General features: G+C 66.4%; 18 protein-coding genes and 1 pseudogene. 16 read left to right on the top strand and 3 right to left on the bottom strand.

From position 1 onward, the window contains the following. Positions 1-347: 347 nt before the first annotated feature. From ACOGXE_RS00095 to ACOGXE_RS00085, 3 genes are all read left to right on the top strand, one after another. On the top strand, positions 348-1160 hold the full coding sequence (locus ACOGXE_RS00095; protein ID WP_419930423.1) for a hypothetical protein: 813 nt from the start codon (positions 348-350) through the stop codon (positions 1158-1160). A 122-nt stretch (positions 1161-1282) separates the two neighbouring features. Next, positions 1283-1516 carry a hypothetical protein gene (locus ACOGXE_RS00090; protein ID WP_419930422.1) on the top strand — a complete coding sequence of 78 codons (234 nt, stop codon included), beginning with the start codon at positions 1283-1285 and terminating at the stop codon, positions 1514-1516. Beyond that, the gene (locus ACOGXE_RS00085) at positions 1516-1803 is read left to right on the top strand and encodes a hypothetical protein (RefSeq protein WP_419930421.1); all 288 of its coding nucleotides are present in this window, start codon (positions 1516-1518) and stop codon (positions 1801-1803) included. The genes ACOGXE_RS00090 and ACOGXE_RS00085 overlap by 1 nt, the downstream gene beginning before the upstream one ends. A gap of 193 nt (positions 1804-1996) precedes the next feature. Here the strand turns inward: ACOGXE_RS00085 and ACOGXE_RS00080 are convergent, their stop codons facing one another. Then, positions 1997-2545, bottom strand: a complete 549-nt coding sequence (locus ACOGXE_RS00080) for a transposase (RefSeq protein WP_419930420.1) — start codon at positions 2543-2545, stop codon at positions 1997-1999. A 460-nt stretch (positions 2546-3005) separates the two neighbouring features. Then, positions 3006-3167: pseudogene (locus tag ACOGXE_RS00075) on the bottom strand (transposase); the annotation flags it as partial. 608 nt (positions 3168-3775) lie between these two features. Between ACOGXE_RS00075 and ACOGXE_RS00070 the strand changes: the two are divergent. The 9 genes from ACOGXE_RS00070 (at position 3776) to ACOGXE_RS00030 (ending at position 12255) form a co-directional block, all read left to right on the top strand. Beyond that, positions 3776-4045 carry a hypothetical protein gene (locus ACOGXE_RS00070; RefSeq protein WP_419930419.1) on the top strand — a complete coding sequence of 90 codons (270 nt, stop codon included), beginning with the start codon at positions 3776-3778 and terminating at the stop codon, positions 4043-4045. Between the two features lie 66 nt (positions 4046-4111). Continuing rightward, on the top strand, positions 4112-4447 hold the full coding sequence (locus ACOGXE_RS00065; RefSeq protein WP_419930418.1) for a hypothetical protein: 336 nt from the start codon (positions 4112-4114) through the stop codon (positions 4445-4447). Positions 4448-4532: 85 nt separating this feature from the next. Further along, entirely contained in the window at positions 4533-4715 is a 183-nt protein-coding gene (locus ACOGXE_RS00060) for a hypothetical protein (RefSeq protein WP_419930417.1), read from the top strand. Positions 4716-4795: 80 nt separating this feature from the next. Then, complete coding sequence (locus ACOGXE_RS00055; RefSeq protein ID WP_419930416.1) at positions 4796-5113, top strand: hypothetical protein; 318 nt, start codon at positions 4796-4798, stop codon at positions 5111-5113. Between the two features lie 1211 nt (positions 5114-6324). Continuing rightward, the gene (locus ACOGXE_RS00050; RefSeq protein WP_419930415.1) at positions 6325-6582 is read left to right on the top strand and encodes a hypothetical protein; all 258 of its coding nucleotides are present in this window, start codon (positions 6325-6327) and stop codon (positions 6580-6582) included. 82 nt (positions 6583-6664) lie between these two features. Beyond that, on the top strand, positions 6665-6967 hold the full coding sequence (locus tag ACOGXE_RS00045; RefSeq protein ID WP_419930414.1) for a hypothetical protein: 303 nt from the start codon (positions 6665-6667) through the stop codon (positions 6965-6967). Between the two features lie 1250 nt (positions 6968-8217). Beyond that, complete coding sequence (locus ACOGXE_RS00040; protein ID WP_419930413.1) at positions 8218-10425, top strand: DNA methyltransferase; 2208 nt, start codon at positions 8218-8220, stop codon at positions 10423-10425. Between the two features lie 33 nt (positions 10426-10458). Beyond that, a complete protein-coding gene (locus ACOGXE_RS00035; RefSeq protein ID WP_419930412.1) occupies positions 10459-10860 on the top strand; it encodes a hypothetical protein in 402 nt (133 codons plus the stop codon). Positions 10861-11031: 171 nt separating this feature from the next. Beyond that, positions 11032-12255 (top strand): terminase large subunit domain-containing protein, encoded by a 1224-nt coding sequence (locus ACOGXE_RS00030; protein ID WP_419930462.1) that lies wholly within the window; start codon positions 11032-11034, stop codon positions 12253-12255. Positions 12256-12419: 164 nt separating this feature from the next. Here ACOGXE_RS00030 and ACOGXE_RS00025 read toward each other — a convergent pair whose 3' ends face one another. After that, positions 12420-12956, bottom strand: a complete 537-nt coding sequence (locus tag ACOGXE_RS00025) for a hypothetical protein (RefSeq protein WP_419930411.1) — start codon at positions 12954-12956, stop codon at positions 12420-12422. Between the two features lie 125 nt (positions 12957-13081). On the opposite strand from ACOGXE_RS00025, the gene ACOGXE_RS00020 reads away from it, so the two are divergent. The 4 genes from ACOGXE_RS00020 to ACOGXE_RS00005 all read left to right on the top strand — a co-directional run. Next, positions 13082-14434: a phage portal protein gene (locus ACOGXE_RS00020; RefSeq protein WP_419930410.1), complete on the top strand. Its 1353-nt coding sequence runs from the start codon at positions 13082-13084 to the stop codon at positions 14432-14434. A gap of 28 nt (positions 14435-14462) precedes the next feature. Continuing rightward, on the top strand, positions 14463-15218 hold the full coding sequence (locus ACOGXE_RS00015; RefSeq protein WP_419930409.1) for an ATP-dependent Clp protease proteolytic subunit: 756 nt from the start codon (positions 14463-14465) through the stop codon (positions 15216-15218). Further along, complete coding sequence (locus ACOGXE_RS00010) at positions 15218-16696, top strand: hypothetical protein (protein ID WP_419930408.1); 1479 nt, start codon at positions 15218-15220, stop codon at positions 16694-16696. Before ACOGXE_RS00015 ends, ACOGXE_RS00010 begins: the two co-directional genes overlap by 1 nt. A gap of 52 nt (positions 16697-16748) precedes the next feature. Next, the coding region (locus ACOGXE_RS00005) for a hypothetical protein (RefSeq protein ID WP_419930407.1) at positions 16749-16993 on the top strand (245 nt) is incomplete at its 3' end.

Genomic DNA, 16993 nt, shown 5'->3' with positions numbered 1-16993 from the left:
CGCCGCGCCCGGGCCACACCCGAAGTTGAAGTTCGGTTTCGGCGCAGGCAGGCAAGCCACCTGAAGTTCCGTTCCGGTACCGGCCGGCCGCACCCGAAGTTGAAGTTCGGTTTCGGCGCAGGCAGGCAAGCAAGAAGTTCCCGCCAGCGGCAGATGCCGCCGCACCCGAAGTTCCGTTCCGGCAGGCCATGAGCAGTTTCACCGGCGCACACGGCGCCACCACCACCGCAGGCCCGCTGGAACGGCCCAGCGCGGAACTGTGGGCGGCGAAACTTGACCTGCGGCGCAGCGGAGACCACTACGTTGGCCCATGCCCCGTGTGCCGGGATGGGCACGATCGTTTCCACGTGACCGACGTCGAAGGTCGGCTGGGCCTGGCAGGCTGCCGCCACTGCGATGACACCGACCCACAGTGGTATGTGGCGGCACTGGCCGCGGCAAACTTCGAAACAGGTGGCAACGGCGTAACACCGCCGCACCGCGTCACCAGGCCGCGGCCAGCACCAAGCCCGGCACCCAAGCCCGTGGCCAACCACAAAAAGCACATCGCGGATCTGGCGCGGCGGCTGGTGGAAGCTGCCGGCCCTGTACCTGCGCGCGTGCGCGAAGGATGGCGCTGCGGCCTGATCAGATCCGCGCAACCGTCGGCCCTGGCCTGGCTGGATGCGGCGGCGCTGCAACGCCTGAAAGCCAACGTGCCGGAAGGCTCCGCAGGTGCGCTGGTAGCACCGCTGGGCGCCGGCGTCGCCTGCCAGTTGCTGTACTTGGATCACGCGCACAAGAAGTTCGGCTCACCCGACAAACGCACCTACGGCCCTGCTGCCGGCCGTGGTTTTGGCGTAGGCGCCGGCGACACCCTGCGGGTGTGCGAGGGCGTGGCGGACGCCCTGGCGCTCAGCACCCAGGGCGGCACGGTAGCGGCCGCGGTCGGGTCGGGTGGCATGGGCAGGCTGGCGCTAGCTGCACTGCACGCGGGGCCGGCCAGGTGGCGGCGCATCACGCTGGTGCCCGACGGCGACGACCAGGCCGCGATCCAGAAAGCGCGCGCCACGCTGGCCAAGTTGCACGCGATGAGCCTCACCCTGGGCGCTACCTGCGAGTTTGCCATTGACGCAGGTTGGGCGCCGGACCCTGCCGCCGTGTGGGAGGGCCTGCGGTAGCCCAGCCACCACCGTTGCCCTGACCCCTTGACATTGCGCGGCAGGCGTGTATCATCCCCTCAACAAGTAACGGCAGGGCAACACAGCCCAACGCCACACGGGAAAGGAAACAGACAATGCCCATGACCCTGAACACCAAGACCGGTACGGTCAACTCCGTCGACATCTGGGCCGGCCCGGGCGACCAGCTTGGCATGGCGAACGTTGGCGACAAGATTGTCGTCAGGGCCTTCCACCCCGACAACCCCGACGCAAATCCTGTTGAGCTAGTTGTGGTCTCCGTTGAGAAACACCACGGCGGCCGGCGCTTTGTCAGGCTGGGCTTCTTCGGCTCGGGCGGATCGGTGGGTGCCTGATGGCCCGTACCACCACCGCCGCCCGCACCTGCACCATCCCTGGCTGCGGCCGCCCGCACTGCGCGAAGGGCCTCTGCCAGGGCCACTACCGGCGCTGGAACAAGCTGGGCCGGCCGGCCAACCCGGCCGAACACCCGGACATGCTGTCGCCCGTTGGCAGCGTGCCGCCCGGCCCACCGGCCAAGACCTGCACAACGCCAGGCTGCGGCCGGAAGCACCTGGCCCGGGGATACTGCTCGCGCTGCTACATGCGTGCGCAGCGTGCCGCCGAAAAAAAGTTCGCCTAACAAGCCTGTCGGACTTGGGTTGTCGCGGAGTCGCCCCTGTAGGCCAGGGCGACGGTTCGATAGGCGTTGCGTGAGCGCCGCCGTCGCGGGCTGAGCGAGCGTTCGTGGGCGTTCGGCGGCTGTCAGGGTCCGGGTTCGCCCGCGAGTGCAGTCGGGAGCTTCAGACATTGGAGCCGAGACGGCCACGAGGGGTTCAAGCGGCCATCAGGTTGTGCAGACGCTTGCAGTTGTACGCCAACATGACGAGCTTCCACTCTGTGTCGACCTTGGTCAGCCCGCGCAGGTGAAACTGCCGGAATCCCAGGACCTGCTTGACGATGCCGAAGACCGGTTCCACCGTCTGCTTGCGCAGGCCGTACCTCTTGCGGTTGTCGTCCCGGGCCATCTTCTCCTGCATCTTCAGCACCCATTCGGCCCTCGGCTCCTTCTGAGGCTTCTCCGGCGTCTCGGGCCGGAAGTCGTGCCGGCGACGGCGGTCCTCCTTGCGGGTCGACACCAACACGTCGATGCCCCGGTCCTCCAGCGTCCCGACCTCGCTGCCGCTCGCGTAGCCGTTGTCCGCCAGCGCCCGCTCGACCGTGCCCACGGTCTCCGGCACCGACTCCACGTCCGCGACCAGCTCCCGCTTGTCGTTCGCGCAACCGCTCACCCGAGCCCCCAGCACCAACTGACTCCCATCGGCGTCCACCACCGCCTGAGCGTTGTACGACTGCCGCCACTCGCTGTTCCGGCTCTTCTTCATCAGGCCGCTGTCCTGGTCCGTCAGGTTGATCTGCTGCTCCGCCTCCGGCTCCTCGCTCGGAGGCTTCGGACGCCGACCTCTTCGCTTCGGAGGCCGCTTTCTTGCGCTCCGCCAGCTTGCGCTCGTACTCGGCGCGCTCACGCTCCGCCCGACGGCGCGCGCGCCGCTCGAGCGTCGCGCAGGCCTCGTCCAGCTTCGCCTTCAAGTGACGCCGCCGCTTCAACTCCTCCGGCAAGCTCTGCTCGTCTGAGGCTTCCCGGCCGTCAGCCCGCTCCGCCTCCTCCATCAGGCCCGCAATCTCCTTCTGCAACTGCTCGCGCAGCTCCATCGCCCGGTCGTAACGCAGACTGTTCCGCTTGCTCGCGTTTGCGTCCACCTGCGTGCCGTCCACGCTCACCATCCCCACACGCAACAGCTTCAACTCCCGAGCCATCAACAGCACCTCCTCGAAGGCCGAGCCGATCGCTACCAGGTTGTTGCGACGAAAAGAGCAGATCGTGTCGTGGTCCGGGTGCAGATTCGCGGCCACGTAGCGCACACCGAGGTCCCGGTACGTCGCCCGCTCGATCCGACGAGAACCGAAGATGCCGTTCGCGTAGCTGTACACCAGCAGAGCCAGCATCAGACCACCGTAGGCTGACCCACGCGGAACGATCCTGCACGCCGAGAAACGCCGCTCCGGCCTGGGCCACTACCCCAGCGTGTACCCCAGCGTGTTACCTGGAACGCGCCGCGGCCAGCACCAAACGCGCCGCATCCGGCCAACCACGAAACACCAACACTGTTGGCGATGCGGCTCGTGCGGCTCGTCTGCGGCGCGTTCTTTACGCGAACGCGTACACCTCAAACACCTGCAAATACAGGCATTTACGCAGATGCGGCTCGTGCGGCTCGTTTTCCTTACAACCTCGCGCATGCGCGCGGGGGGACAGGCACAGGCACAGGCACAGGCAGTGGCACTGGCAGGTAGCAGGTGCGAATGTGCGCCGAACATAGGGAAAACGAGCCGCACGAGCCGCACGAGCCGCATGCACCGCAACTGCTACCTACACCACCTGCGCCTGCTACGGCCCTGCCTCTGCGCCGCGCTCCCGGGTGAAAAGCCAGCGCGCAGGCCGCCGAAAAAGAGTTGCCCTGACCCCTTGCATTACGCGGCAGGAGCGTGTACTGTCCCCTCAACAGTAACGGCAGGGCAACACAGCCCAACGCCACGACGGAAAGGAACAGACAATGACCACCACCACCGAGACCTACTACGCCGCACTGGGCCACGACGATGACGTCGCCTACGCTGTCGCTCCGAGCGCCGACGAGGCGATCGAAACGGCCTGCCGCTGGCAGGGCTACACCGCCGGCCAGCCGGTGTACAGCCCCACATCCACGCTGCGGCGCTGGCCGCACCTGGACGTCGAGGACGCCGCCACCCTTTTCCGCGCCGTGGAGATCTGCCGCGCCGACTACGAGGCGGCCGTCCAGTACGGATACGGCCACGACCGATAACTAGACGCTGACCGATAACTAGCGCCACCCAAACACCAACCGCACAACCCAAGAGGAACGAACCTGATGCAGCTCCAAGAAACGCCCGACCACGTCCTGTTCGCGACGCCGCTCCGCGAGTGCGAGCGCTGCGGCTACGTCGGCGAGCTCGAGGCGGACGAACCGTGCTGCCGCGCTGACGACGTCGACACGCGGCCGTACCAGCCCGAGGGCTGGGTACTCTGTTTGGCCTGCGGCTATGTCGGCGAGCTCGCGGTCGGCGTCGACGCCTGTTGCGACGACGTCCCGGTCGTTTGCACGACCTGCGACGGAGCCGGCACGATCGACGTCGACGCGCGCGACGGCTGCAACGGTTGGAAGACGGTCGCGTGCCCGGACTGTCCGCCGCTGACCGATAACTAGCGCCGGCCACCGGCGCGACGGCTCACCGCCACCCACCACACAGCAACCGCACAACCCAAGCCCAACCTCGACCAAGGAGATGACGATGACCAGCTGCCAGCCCCGCACCGACCACACCCTCACCCGCAGCATCCGCATCACGCTTCGAGCTCTCCGCGACCGCTATCCCGACCGCGAGTTCCGGCACCGCGACGGCGAGATCCATTTCCGCACCAAGACCAGCGACGTGACCGTCGATCGCAGTTGGAAATTCTGGGGCTGGATCTAGAGGCGTCGACCAAGGAGATGACGATGACCACTGAGATGACAACGACGTCGCGGCAACCCACAACCCAAGAGGAACGAACCATGACCTACATCAGCAGCAGCTACGCCAGCGGCACCGGCAGTTGGGCCGGCAACATGGCCCGCGATCTGGAGGCCGAGTTTGACGGCTGCTACACCTTCCACATGCGCTCTGGCAGCAACCGGATCAGCGTTTGGGCGCCGCAGCGGGATGGCCAGCGCCTGGGCGATCTGGATGTGTACGACCGCAAGGTGGTTGCGCGGCCGGTGTACGACCGGCTGCCGGCCCAGGAGTTTGACCTGGCCAGCGGTGTGCTGGCGCGGCAGGCGGCGCTGGGCTACTTGGCCGCCAGCTTCATCCGTGGCGAGGGCTGGAAGTAGCGGCGGCGGCAACCAGCACCACCACGGCCAGCCACAGCCCGCCCTCACCAGGCGGGCTGTGGTGTTCCTGGCCGCTGCACCTGCCGGCGCGCTACCACCTGCGTCGCTGCCCGTGGCTGGCGTTCCCGGCCTACCGCTGCTGGCCGCTGTCGCACCACCTACCCTCGGCGCAGAACGCCAGGTAGCGCTGGCAGGCTGCTGGCAGGCCGCAGCGCTACGGCAGCGCCGTAGGGTGACCCACGCGGTCGGCCTCTGCCTCCCCGAAAACGGCCGCTGTCGCGCCCGGCCACCCCTTGCGATCCCGGCGCCGGATTGTGTATCGTTGATCGGCGCTGACCTTAGACGACGGGTCCCACTGCGCTGCCGCCCGCCGAGCTACACGCTCGGCGGGCACCTTTGTCTCGGTGTGTGCCACTGGGAGCGTGCCCGGGCGCTTCGAAGCGCTCGCCCTCGGCATCGGCGAGGCGATCCCGTGAGCGGTCCGGCCCTAGAGGCGTGACTCGCGTGTGCACGTGCGGCGCCCCGGTCCCGGCCTCGACCGGACCGGGGCGTCCGCGCCTGTACTGCACGGCCTGCCGGCCGGACGGCGTATCGCGCACGCGCAAGCCGGCCCGGCCGTGCGCCTGCGGCTGCGGGGCCACGATCCCGGCCGGCGGCAAGCGGCGCTGGGCCAGCGAGGCGTGCCGGGCCCGCACGCCGCGCCGCGATCCGCGCCGCAGCCGACTCATAGCAGCCACGCCAGTCTGGCAGGCTGCTGGCAGGCCGCGGCGTAGCCGTAGGGTGACCCACGCGACGGCCGATTGACCCACGCGACGGCCGATTGACCCACGCGACGGCCGATTGACCCACGCGACGGCCGATTGACCCACGCGACGGCCGATTGACCCACGCGACGGCCGATTGACCCACGATTGACCCACGTGACGGCCGCTGTCGCGCCCGGCCACCCACCGCCCAGGTGTGCCGCGTGGTCAGAGGCCTCGGCACCGGGCCGTGCAGCGCTGCACGGTAGGGTGACCCACGTGACGGCCGATTGACCCGCGTGACGGCCGATTGACCCACGCGACGGCCGAGCGCCGGCCACCGGCCGCGCAGGCCGCCGAAAAAGAGTTGCCCTGACCCCTTGCATTACGCGGCAGGAGCGTGTACTGTCCCCTCAACAGTAACGGCAGGGCAACACAGCCCAACGCCACGACGGAAAGGAACAGACAATGACCACCACCACCGAGACCTACTACGCCGCACTGGGCCACGACGATGACGTCGCCTACGCTGTCGCTCCGAGCGCCGACGAGGCGATCGAAACGGCCTGCCGTGTCGCGGGCTACGCCGCCGGCCAGCCGGTGCCGCACCTGGACGTCGAGGACGCCGCCGACCGGTTCCGCGTCGTGGAGATCTGCCGCGCCGACTACGAGGCGATCGTCCAGCACGGATACGAGGACGGCCGCCAGTACGCCTACCAGAGCTGATGGCCCGCCACCCCGACAACCCCGACGCAGGGCAACACAGCCCAACGCCACCGCACAACAAACGGAAAGGAAACCCCCAACCATGACCAACACCACCCACACTGAGATGGCAACGACGTCGCGGTACGTCGCGGTAGATGACGGCTCTTACTGCTGGCTGGCGGACCGGGACACACTGCTACGGGAGCTCGACGATCAGGGCTGGGAGCGAGTCGGCAACCTCTGGCGCGAGCCGGCGGCGGAGACGGATGCCTACACGGAGCTTTGTTCGGCGGTCCCGAGTCTCGCTGGCGAGGGCGCGGAACGTGATCTGACGGCGGAGGAGGCGGACGGGCCTGGCCTGGTGTACAGCCCGGCGGACGGCGGGTGGCTCCTCCTGTCGTGACACCGGCCTGACGCTGCACTCTCGTCCTGCGGCCTGCCGTCTCTGTACGGCAGGCCGCTTTCCTTTCAGGCCCCGTCCTGCCCGGCCTACAGGCTGCCCTGCCCGTCTCTGCCCCGTCCTGAGCGGCTTACAGGCTGCCCTGCTGCCTCGTGCCCCGTCCTGCCCGTCTCTGCCCCGTCCTGAGCGGCCTACAGGCTGCCCTGAGCGTCTCTGCCCCGTCCTGAGCGTCTCTGCCCCGTCCTGCCCGTCTCTGCCCCGTCCTGAGCGGCTTACAGGCTGCCCTGAGCGTCTCTGCCCCGTCCTGAGCGTCTCTGCCCCGTCCTGAGCGGCCTACAGGCTGCCCTGAGCGTCTCTGCCCCGTCCTGAGCGTCTCTGCCCCGTCCTGCCCGTCTCTGCCCCGTCCTGAGCGGCTTACAGGCTGCCCTGAGCGTCTCTGCCCCGTCCTGCCCGTCTCTGCCCCGTCCTGAGCGGCCTACAGGCTGCCCTGAGCGTCTCTGCCCCGTCCTGAGCGTCTCTGCCCCGTCCTGAGCGGCCTACAGGCTGCCCTGAGCGTCTCTGCCCCGTCCTGAGCGTCTCTGCCCCGTCCTGCCCGTCTCTGCCCCGTCCTGAGCGGCCTACAGGCTGCCCTGCTGCCTCGTGCCCCGTCCTGAGCGGCCTACAGGCTGCCCTGCTGCCTCGTGCCCCCTGCTGCTGCGCCGGCTGCCCGTGGCTGGACCACCAGCCCAGCGCCACCGACCACCAACCTCCGCAGCCTGCGGAAAACCTGCGAAAAAGCTGCGGGGGCAGAGGGGGGTAGGAGCCGCGGCTGCGGCGGCGTTGCCGCCGCCGACCCTCCCCACATGGAATATCTCCCTCGTGGTAGTTGTACTAACCTCTATACGCCGTTGGTGGGTGTCGTCGTCACCTGCTGTAGCCGCCGTCGCTGGCAGACGTCGTCGTCGTCGGTGCCTGTTGCGGCATGTGCGGCTCGTGCGGCTCGTTTGCCCTATGTTCGGCTGTCGGCTTTGGCCACGGGACAGGCGACGCTGACAGTGTCACTGCCGTTGCGCGCATGCGCGAGGTTGTCAGGAAGACGAGCCGCACGAGCCGCATCTGCGTAAATGCCTGTATTTGCAGGTGTTTGAGGTGTACGCGTTCGCGGAAAAATCGAGCCGCAGACGAGCCGCACGAGCCGCATCGTGGATGTTGTAGAGTGAAAGCGCTCAACGGGGGCCGCTACACGACGGCCCCCGGAGCTAACCTCGAACCCTGTGAAGGAGGGTCATGGCTGCATGAATCATACTAGCTACCGCGACTACCTGGCTGCGAAGGAGATCCGGTACACCGGCACCGGCTTGGACTGGTCGCCGTGTCTTGCGTCCGGTCTGTGGGACTTCCAGGCCGCAATCACGCAACGCATGGTGGAGCAAGGCCGGGGAGCCGTGTTCGCCGACTGCGGACTTGGCAAGACCAGGATCGAGCTCGAATGGGCGCGGCACTGTGTTGAGGCCGGTCACCGCGTCCTGTACCTGACGCCGCTCGCGGTCGCTCCGCAGATCGTCGCGGAAGCTGCGGAGATGGCAATCTTCCTCGACTCGATCGAGGTGGCGAACTACCAACGGCTGCACCGCTACGACCCTGCCGACTTCGGGGCGATCGTGCTGGACGAGTCCAGCATCCTCAAGGCTTTGGACGGCGTGACGCGCCGGGCGCTTACGGCGTTCGTCGCGGAGGGAGACATAGACCTGCGGCTGGCCGCGACAGCGACTCCAGCGCCGAACGACGTCATGGAGCTCCTGAATCACGCCGACTGGCTCGGCATCATGTCCGCCGATCAGGCCCGCGCTCTCTGGATGGTGAACGACGGCGATCACACCTCGAAATGGCGACTCAAGGGCCACGCGGCCGCCGACTTCTGGCGGTGGGTGCGATCGTGGGCGGCGACCTGCCGAACGCCGGCCGACATGGGATGTGGGGTGCCGGCCTCGTTCGTGCAGCCGCCGCCGTACCGGATCGTCGAGGCGTTCCACACGAAGGAGGCGGATGCCCCATCCGGACGGCTGTTCGCGGACACGTCAGGCATCTCGGCACTGCGGCAGTCGCGGCGAGACGGCCTCGCGGAAGCGGTCCAGGTGATCGCCGGCGCCGTTGCCGCCGAACCGGATGAGTCCTGGGTGATCTGGTGCGAGTTGAACGCTGAATCCGAGGCCGTCGCGAAAGCGATCCCCGGTGCGGTCGAAATTCGAGGCGGCGACCCGATCGAGACGAAGGAGGCCGTGCTGAACGGCTTCGCGGCCGGAGAACATCGGGTTCTGGTCAGCAAGCCGTCGATGACCGGCCACGGCCTCAACTGGCAGCACTGCGCGCGGATGGCGTGGATCAGTGCCGGCTACAGCTACGAACAGTGGTATCAGGCGATCCGCCGATGCTGGAGACAGGGACAGCGCCGGGAAGTCCGAGTGCTGGTGACCGGGGGTGAGGCGTCGCGCCACGCGCTGGCCGTCCTCCGCAGGAAGGAGGACGAAGCGATGATGATCTACAACGCGCCGGCAGGAGACATCCGGCCGACCCCGAAGGTGGAGATGATGCCGGATGGCGGACCTCCAGCAGCCCACACGGAAAGCGGCGAGAAATGGAAGTTGATGCTCGGCGACTCGGTCGACACCGTACGCATTCTCGACGATGAGTCGGTCGGCCTGTCCGTCTTCTCGCCGCCGTTCCCCGGTATGTACGTCTACACCGACGACCCCCGCGACATGGGGAACTCACACAAGATCGAGGAGATGGTTGAGGGGTTCGGGTATCTGGCGCGCGCGATGCGCCCGAAGATCATGCCGGGCCGGTCGGTGCTGATCCACCTCACTCAGGGCGTCGCGCAGAAGGTCCGCGACGGCTTCATCGGCCTCCGGGACTTCCGCGGTGCGATGATCGCCGAGATGGTTTCGGCCGGCTACACGCACTACGGCGAGATCACCGTCGACAAGAACCCGCAGGCGAAGGCGGCCAGGACGAAGGACCGTGGCCTACTGTTCGTCCAGCTCGAGAAAGACTCGGCGCTGATGCACATGGCGCTCGCGGACATTGTTCTGCACTTCCGCGCGCCCGGCGACAACACGGAGCCGGTCGCGCCTGAGTGCACCCGCGAGGAGTGGATTCGCTGGGCGCGCCCCGTGTGGGCCGGAGCCGACACCGACGACGACGGCATCTTGGAAACCGACACCCTGAACGCGGCGTTCGGCAGACTGCCGGAGGACGAACGGCACATCTGCCCGCTCCAGCTCGGCCTGATCAGGCGCATCGTCCGGCTTTGGAGCAATCGCGGTGATCTCGTGTACTCGCCGTTCGCCGGCATCGGCAGCGAGGGGGTCGTGGCGATTTCGCTCGGGCGGCGGTTCGTGGGCGGCGAGTTGAAGCGGAGCTACTTCAACGTCGCGGTATCGTTGATCAGAGCTGCGGCAGCTCAGGGTTCGCTGTTCTAGGTGGTCTTCTATCTGCCGTGTAGACTGCGGGCCATGACCGACAAGCTCAAGAGCAACGACGAGATCACGATCGACGAGTCCAAGCGTGATGCGAGCGGTGTTCCGCTCAAGCGCAACGCGAAGGGGCAGTTTGTGAAGGGATCAGGCGGCCGGCCGGTTGGTTCCAAGAACAAGTCGACCGTAGAGATCCGCGAGGCTTGCCAGGGCAAGGGGAAGAAGCTGGTCAAGCTGCTCATGCGGATCGCGCAGGATCACGGCTGTGTTGGCCAGGTGCGCGCCATCGAGCTGTTGCTGGCCTACGGCTACGGGAAGCCGGTGCAGCAGGTGGCGGCGACGGTCGATGTGTCGTCGGATGTTCGGTCCCTGCGCGAGGAGGTCATGGCGATCACTGGCGCGGTGGTCAACGACCCGGACGACATGGAGGCCGCTAACTGATGGGCTGGGTGGTTGCCGTCATCGGACTGCTGGCCCTGGGCGCCGCCATCGGTCTGTTCGGGTTCGCGGTCTACCTCGGATCGATGCTTGGCCGGAGCCGGTAGTGCTCTCGCCGCGGCAGCATGAATTCTGGCGCCAGTGCGCTACTGGCAGTGAGCGGACCCTGGTGGCCTGGGGAAGCGTCCGTTCGGGAAAAGCCACGCCGCCAGGGTCGGTTTCGTAACCCACTCGCTGCTACGGGACACCAGTCGGGACGACGAGGGTTCGATTCCCACGAACCTGGTCATCGGCCGTAATGCGACCACGGCGGAGCAGGAGCACCGCGAGCCGATGGAGCGGCTCATTCGCGGCCTGTTGCCATCGGCGGTGCCATCCTGGAATGGCGCCACCAGGACGTTGACGGCGGCAGCCAGCCATCGCTTCCGGTTCACGGCATTCGAGAACCTGCTGTCGGAGGCCAGGATCCGTGGGCTCACGGCCTACAACGCATTCGTGGACGAGCTGACGTTGCAGCCGGAGGAGTACTACGAGTACGTGCTGTCGCGGCTCACGTTCGCGGGCTCGAAGCTGATCGCAACCACGAACACGGCGGCGCCGCGGCATTGGGTTAAGCGCCGTATCGATGGTGGCCTGTTCGGGTTCGACCGAAAGTTCCTGATGACTGACAACCCGCGGCTCAACGCTGAGGATCGCGCGGCGGTTGCCAGCAGCTACATCGAGGGTTCACCGCGTTTCAAGCGCTACATCCTGGGCCAGTGGGTTGGCAACGAGGGTGCCGTTTTCCCGGAGATCCCGCTGGGTGGTCCACCTGTAGGCGGCCAGCTCATAGATGTGGTCCTGGGTTGCGATTACGGCAGCACCAGTGCCTCGGCCGCGGTACGTGCTGACGTGTACGAGATGCCTGACGGTGGCCTGCACTTCCACTTCCCGACCAGCAAGTACATCACGCCCACGGACGGTGCGGTAGTGCCGCCCAACGTGCAGGCGGCCCGCATCATCCAATGGGCCGGCCCGGACCCTTCGGTCATGTTCCTGGACCCGAACGCGATCGCTTTCGCGGCTGGCTTCGGCGACGCGCCGTTCCGTTGCGAGGCAGGAAACAACGCTGTTGAGGACGGTATCATCAACATGCAGGACATGTTCGATTGCGGCGAAGTAAGCATCGCCGACAACGCGGAAAACGCAAAGTTCATTGAGGAGCTAGAGGGCTACATCTGGGATCAGAAGGCCACCGAGCGAGGTCAGGACAAGCCGGTAAAGAGCCACGACCATTCGGTTGATGCCGCGCGCTACCTGCTGTACTCGTACCGCTACACAGAGCCGCGTGTTACGGTCATGAGCAGGGCCAACATCGCAAAGATCCTGGCCGAACGGAGGAGAATCGAATGCCGATGAAGAAGCGTGGAAAGAAGCGGATGACGTCGCGGATGGGCAAGCGCAAGAAGATGGGCAAGCGCCGGCCGATGAAGAAGCGGCGCTAGGCCCCCCACGGGGATCGACACCTCGGGAAACGCGCCGTGCTCGCCTGCCGGCCTGGACGGCCGCCGAGTATGGCCGCGTCAGCCCCGGCGCCGCAACCAGGCGGCTACGGTGCGGCCGACGTCGGCCTTCAGTGTGGACAGCGACCTCATGTTGCCGACGATCTCATTGCCGCGGACGCGCCGGCCAGTGGGGCGCAGTTTCCGAAGCCGCAGCGTGTACGGCACTCGAGCCTCATACCTGGTGGGCGGTATCAGCGGCTCCGTGCTGTAGACGCGGACGCGGATGTAGGCTCTGCCCTTCGCGGCTGCGAGCTGGATCCTGGTCCACCTGCCGACGCGGATCCACACGCGGATGGAGGTGCGCACCCAGCGGCTGTACGGCGCGAAGGACCAGATGCGGTAGCGCCGGCCGCCGCTCTCGACGCTCATCCTGGTTGACCGTCGCAGCCTGCCGGTGATCTTGGGCAGTGTCCGCATGAGGAGTGCCACGGAGCGGGCCAGTACCTGGAGCTGTAGCTGGCGCGTTCTGACGCGCAGCGTTCGCTGCCAGCCGGCATCGACCACTCCCCAGATGCGGCGCCGGCCGACACGGACCTGAACGGTGAAGGCCGTCATGCGGTTAGGATACCGGCTGTGAATGTAGCTCAGGGCGACGGACCGATTCGCCAGAACTCAGACGATGTGCGTGAGCGGTACACGCCGGTCTGGCTGCTTGATGTGGGTGTTAGGTACAGGCGCCCATGAGCATGATTGGCAAGCTGCGCGGAGCGCGTGCCGGCTGGCGCCTGGTGGCTGTCGCCGGTGAGTCGGCGATGCCAACGCTGGGCGTGGAAGGAGGCGGCAGTGTTGGCACTGAAACCGACACTGGCACTGCCGACGACCAGTTCTACTCGCTGGAGAAGGTGGCTGACTATGTGTACGGCACTTCGATGGCGATGGCGCTTACGCGGGTGCCGGTGGTGTTCCAGATCACCAGCCTCATCGTGGACAGCCTGTTAGAGGGCATGTTCCGCGAGCAGCGCCGGGATCGCATGGACGACATCGAGAAGTGGGTCGACGTACCGGACAGCCAGATTGTGCCGATGCTGAACAAGCCGTCCGACATCGTGAACGCCGACCTGTTCTGGACGGTGGTGATGCGGACGCTGATCGAGAACGGCAACTCGTACTGCACCATCGGCCGCAACAACGGCGACTTCGATGGCCTGCAACGGGTTGAGGCCACGCCGCTGCTGCTGGGCTCAGGTGCGCGCTACGGCATGTTCCAGGATGTGAAGTACACAGTGAACAGCCGCGCGGCTGAGGGTTACAACGCTGCGGACATGCTGGTGTTCAACGGTCCCGGCTTCAACCCGAACGTCATGTCATCGCCGTCTCCGTTCAAGGACGTGGCCAAGCGCGTGATCAAGATGCTGGAATCGGCAGAGAACCTCCAGATCAAGCACTTTCGCCGCGGGCCGCTGGCCAACCTGTTCTTCAAGCTGGCGGACCGGCTCATGACTGGCCAGTCGGGCCGTGGCGGCAATCAGAAGGCGCGCGAGGAGCTGGCGCTGGCGCTATCGGACGAGGAGGGCGATGGGCCGCTGGCGCTCGAGGACTGGGATGCGGTGCAGATCTCGGAGCTGGACCTGCAACTGGACCAGATCCTGGACTGGGTCGTGCGCGATGTGATCCGGACGCTCAAGATCCATCCGTTCATGGTGGGCGGCGACTCCGAGGGCCTGGACGTGAACGACCACTTCGAGATGTTCGAGCGGATTGCGGTGCGGCCCTGGGCGCGGCGTGTGGGTTCGGAGCTGACGTTCAAGCTGATCGGCAACGGCATGGACCGGCGCATCATCCTGGACACGAGCAGGATCTCGCTCGGTACGTTGCGCAGCCGCGTGGAGATTGCCGGATTACAGGTGCAGGGCGCGTTGCGCACACCGAACGAGCTACGTGCCGATGATGGCTTCAGGGCGAAGCCTGGCGGCGACGACCTTCTGTTCCCGGTAGGCGGCGCGAAGGTCACGATGCGGGAGGGCGAGGGCAACGAGAACGACCCAGTCAAGGGTAGGCCGCAGGACCCGAATCGGCGGGCGGCGCCGCGGTGATTTTCAGTTTGCTATGGTTCTCGGCGACATGTACGACTCCCTGAAGGCAGAACTCGCCCCTATGTACCGCATCGTCTGCGATGCCGCGAAGCGCCTGAGTGCAGAGCCGCCGTCCGCCCAGCGATGGATCGAATCATGGAAGGCTGAGGCCAAACTCGATGGCGACACCCTCAAGGCTTCTGTCGTTGGCCCGATCGGTCCGATGTTCGCCGACACGACCGCGATCGTGTCGGCGATCAAGGACAACGAGGACGCGAAGAAGATCGAGATGACGATCGACTCGCCTGGCGGCAACGTGCTCATGGCCAATACCCTGTACAACCTGCTTCGCAGCCGCGCGAAGGTCGGGGTCGAGGTTGTCACCATGTCGGGCGGCGTGGTGGCGTCAGCGGCCGTGACGTTGTTCCTGGCTGGAAAGGTGCGGGAGAGCAACGAGGCTACAATGGCCATGATCCACAAGCCGCGCCTCACGGCGATGTTAGTGAACGTCACCGAGGACACCTTCGACGCCGAGGCGGCGAAGGAGAAGGAGATGGTCGTGGCCGGCACCAAGCAGATTGGCGAGGTGATCGTGGCGCGCACCGGATGGGATGCGAAGAAGACCAACGACTACATGAAGGCCGAGAAGTGGTTCAGTGGCAAAGAGATGGCTGATGAGGGCCTGGCCACCGAGTACAACCCGGACGGCCAGAAGCCGGAACTGGATGCCCTGGAAGGAATCGACGACGCCCTGATGGCGAACGTCGAACACATGATTTCAAACCTTGACATGGAGGCCAACTGATGGACCTGCAACTCGCCCAACAGACTTACCGGACGCTGCACGCCGACGCGGCCGAAAAGTTCTTCAAGGACCACGGCCACCTGAGCGCGCAGGAGGCGCGTAAGCAGGCGACCGAGCGGATCCTCACCGCGAAGGAGGCGCACGGCCAGGCCACCGTCGAGGGCGGCAGTGCGCTCGACTGGAAGCGGAAGGAGGTCAAGGTACTCAAGGGGACGGCGAAGGAGAAGGAGGCTGCGTTCTACCGTCTCGGCGGCGAGATCGCGACGCTCATCATCATCGCCCAGAACAAGGAGTCGCTAGACGGTGTGATCGACCTGGACGCGGCGACGGCCGGCAGGCCGCGCTCGGACGGTCCGCCGATGGAGCCCTTCAGTGCTCCAGGCCAGACGCCGACGGAAGTGGCGGCCATAAGCCTCGGTGGCGACGCCGAACTCGTCGCGGTCTTCAAGGAGGCCGGGACGAACGGGAAGATCGCGCTGAAGTCGGCCGACGACGCCTGGAACCATCAGCAGCGGATTCTGACTGCCGCGGACGAGATCCAGACGACCTCTGGCGGTGGCGGTACGCAGGTGCTGACCACCTCGCAGTCGATCCGCCGCCCGGACTGGTTCCAGCGGGCCGCATGGCAGATGCCGACGATTTATGAACAGCTCATGATGGAGACGACCGACCAGGCGTCGCTCGTCTACATGGAGGAGAGCGTGGCGTCTGGCAAGCCGACGAATAAGGGTGACGCCGCGTCGAAAGCTGAGGGTGCCACTTCCGCCCAGGTTGCCTTCCAGCTCACTGAGCAGACGGTTGGCATGCGCGAGCTGGGCGCCTACGCGGTCGTCTCGAAGATCGCGCTCGAGGACGTGTCGCAGATCCGCAGGCTCCTGGACATCAGGATGCCGCAGTCGGTTCAGTACGCGGTCGAGGTTGCACTCTTTGGGGCTGGTGACGGGACCGGCACCACGCTCCGCGGGCTCAGCAGCGCAGTCACCGGCGAGTCGCCGATCCAACTTTCGACGTCAGCCTTCGCGTCAGCGGTGATCGACAGCGACATGGTTGTGGGCGATGTCCTGGCCAGCGTCTTCGACATCCTGACGGCGACCCACAACCAGAACCGGCCGAACGTCCTCTGGGCGCACCCGGACTTGGTGCGGGACCTCTTCCGGGCATCGACGACACAGTATGGGCCGATCATCCCGACGGTCCGTGGCCTCCAGCTTCCGGCGTTTGCGGCCTACGGCATGGGGATCACGTTGTCGACGCACCTCAGCCCGCTCCGCGCTGCTGCGGCCGGCAAGTACAACATCGGATACGTTGGCGACACGATGGAGCTCGGCTTCGTCACGCGGCGAGCGATGGAGACGGAGATCGGCATGATCAACGACCAGATGATCCGCGGCCGGCTCACCTACTCCTCGACGTGCCGGTGTGGTTTCGCGCACTACCGGCCCGCCGCCTGGCGCAAGCTCACCGTGACTCTCACGTAAGGGTAGCTGGCCGAGAGGACCGTAACGCTCTTCACGATCGTGTCTTAGTTCGGTGGCAACCGAAGCAACCCAAGTAGTCCCCTACGTTGATTTGAGGAGAGGCATCGGTACAGATGCGCTATCGAACTCTGCTCTTGCTGGCCTGCTATTGGACTCTGTGGAGGCCGTTTCGGTCATCGCTGGCGTACCACTTGTCGACCGCGAGGAGTGGGCATCACTGAGCTTCCGCAGAAGCTCGCCAGCAGGCATTCTGCGGGTTCCTGGAGTGCTCAGGGACATCAAGCGGGTCCGATACGT

It is taken from the genome of Candidatus Poriferisodalis sp. (assembly GCF_965208555.1).
GTDB lineage: Bacteria > Actinomycetota > Acidimicrobiia > Acidimicrobiales > Poriferisodalaceae > Poriferisodalis.
This window is presented reverse-complemented; position numbering and strand designations above follow the sequence as displayed.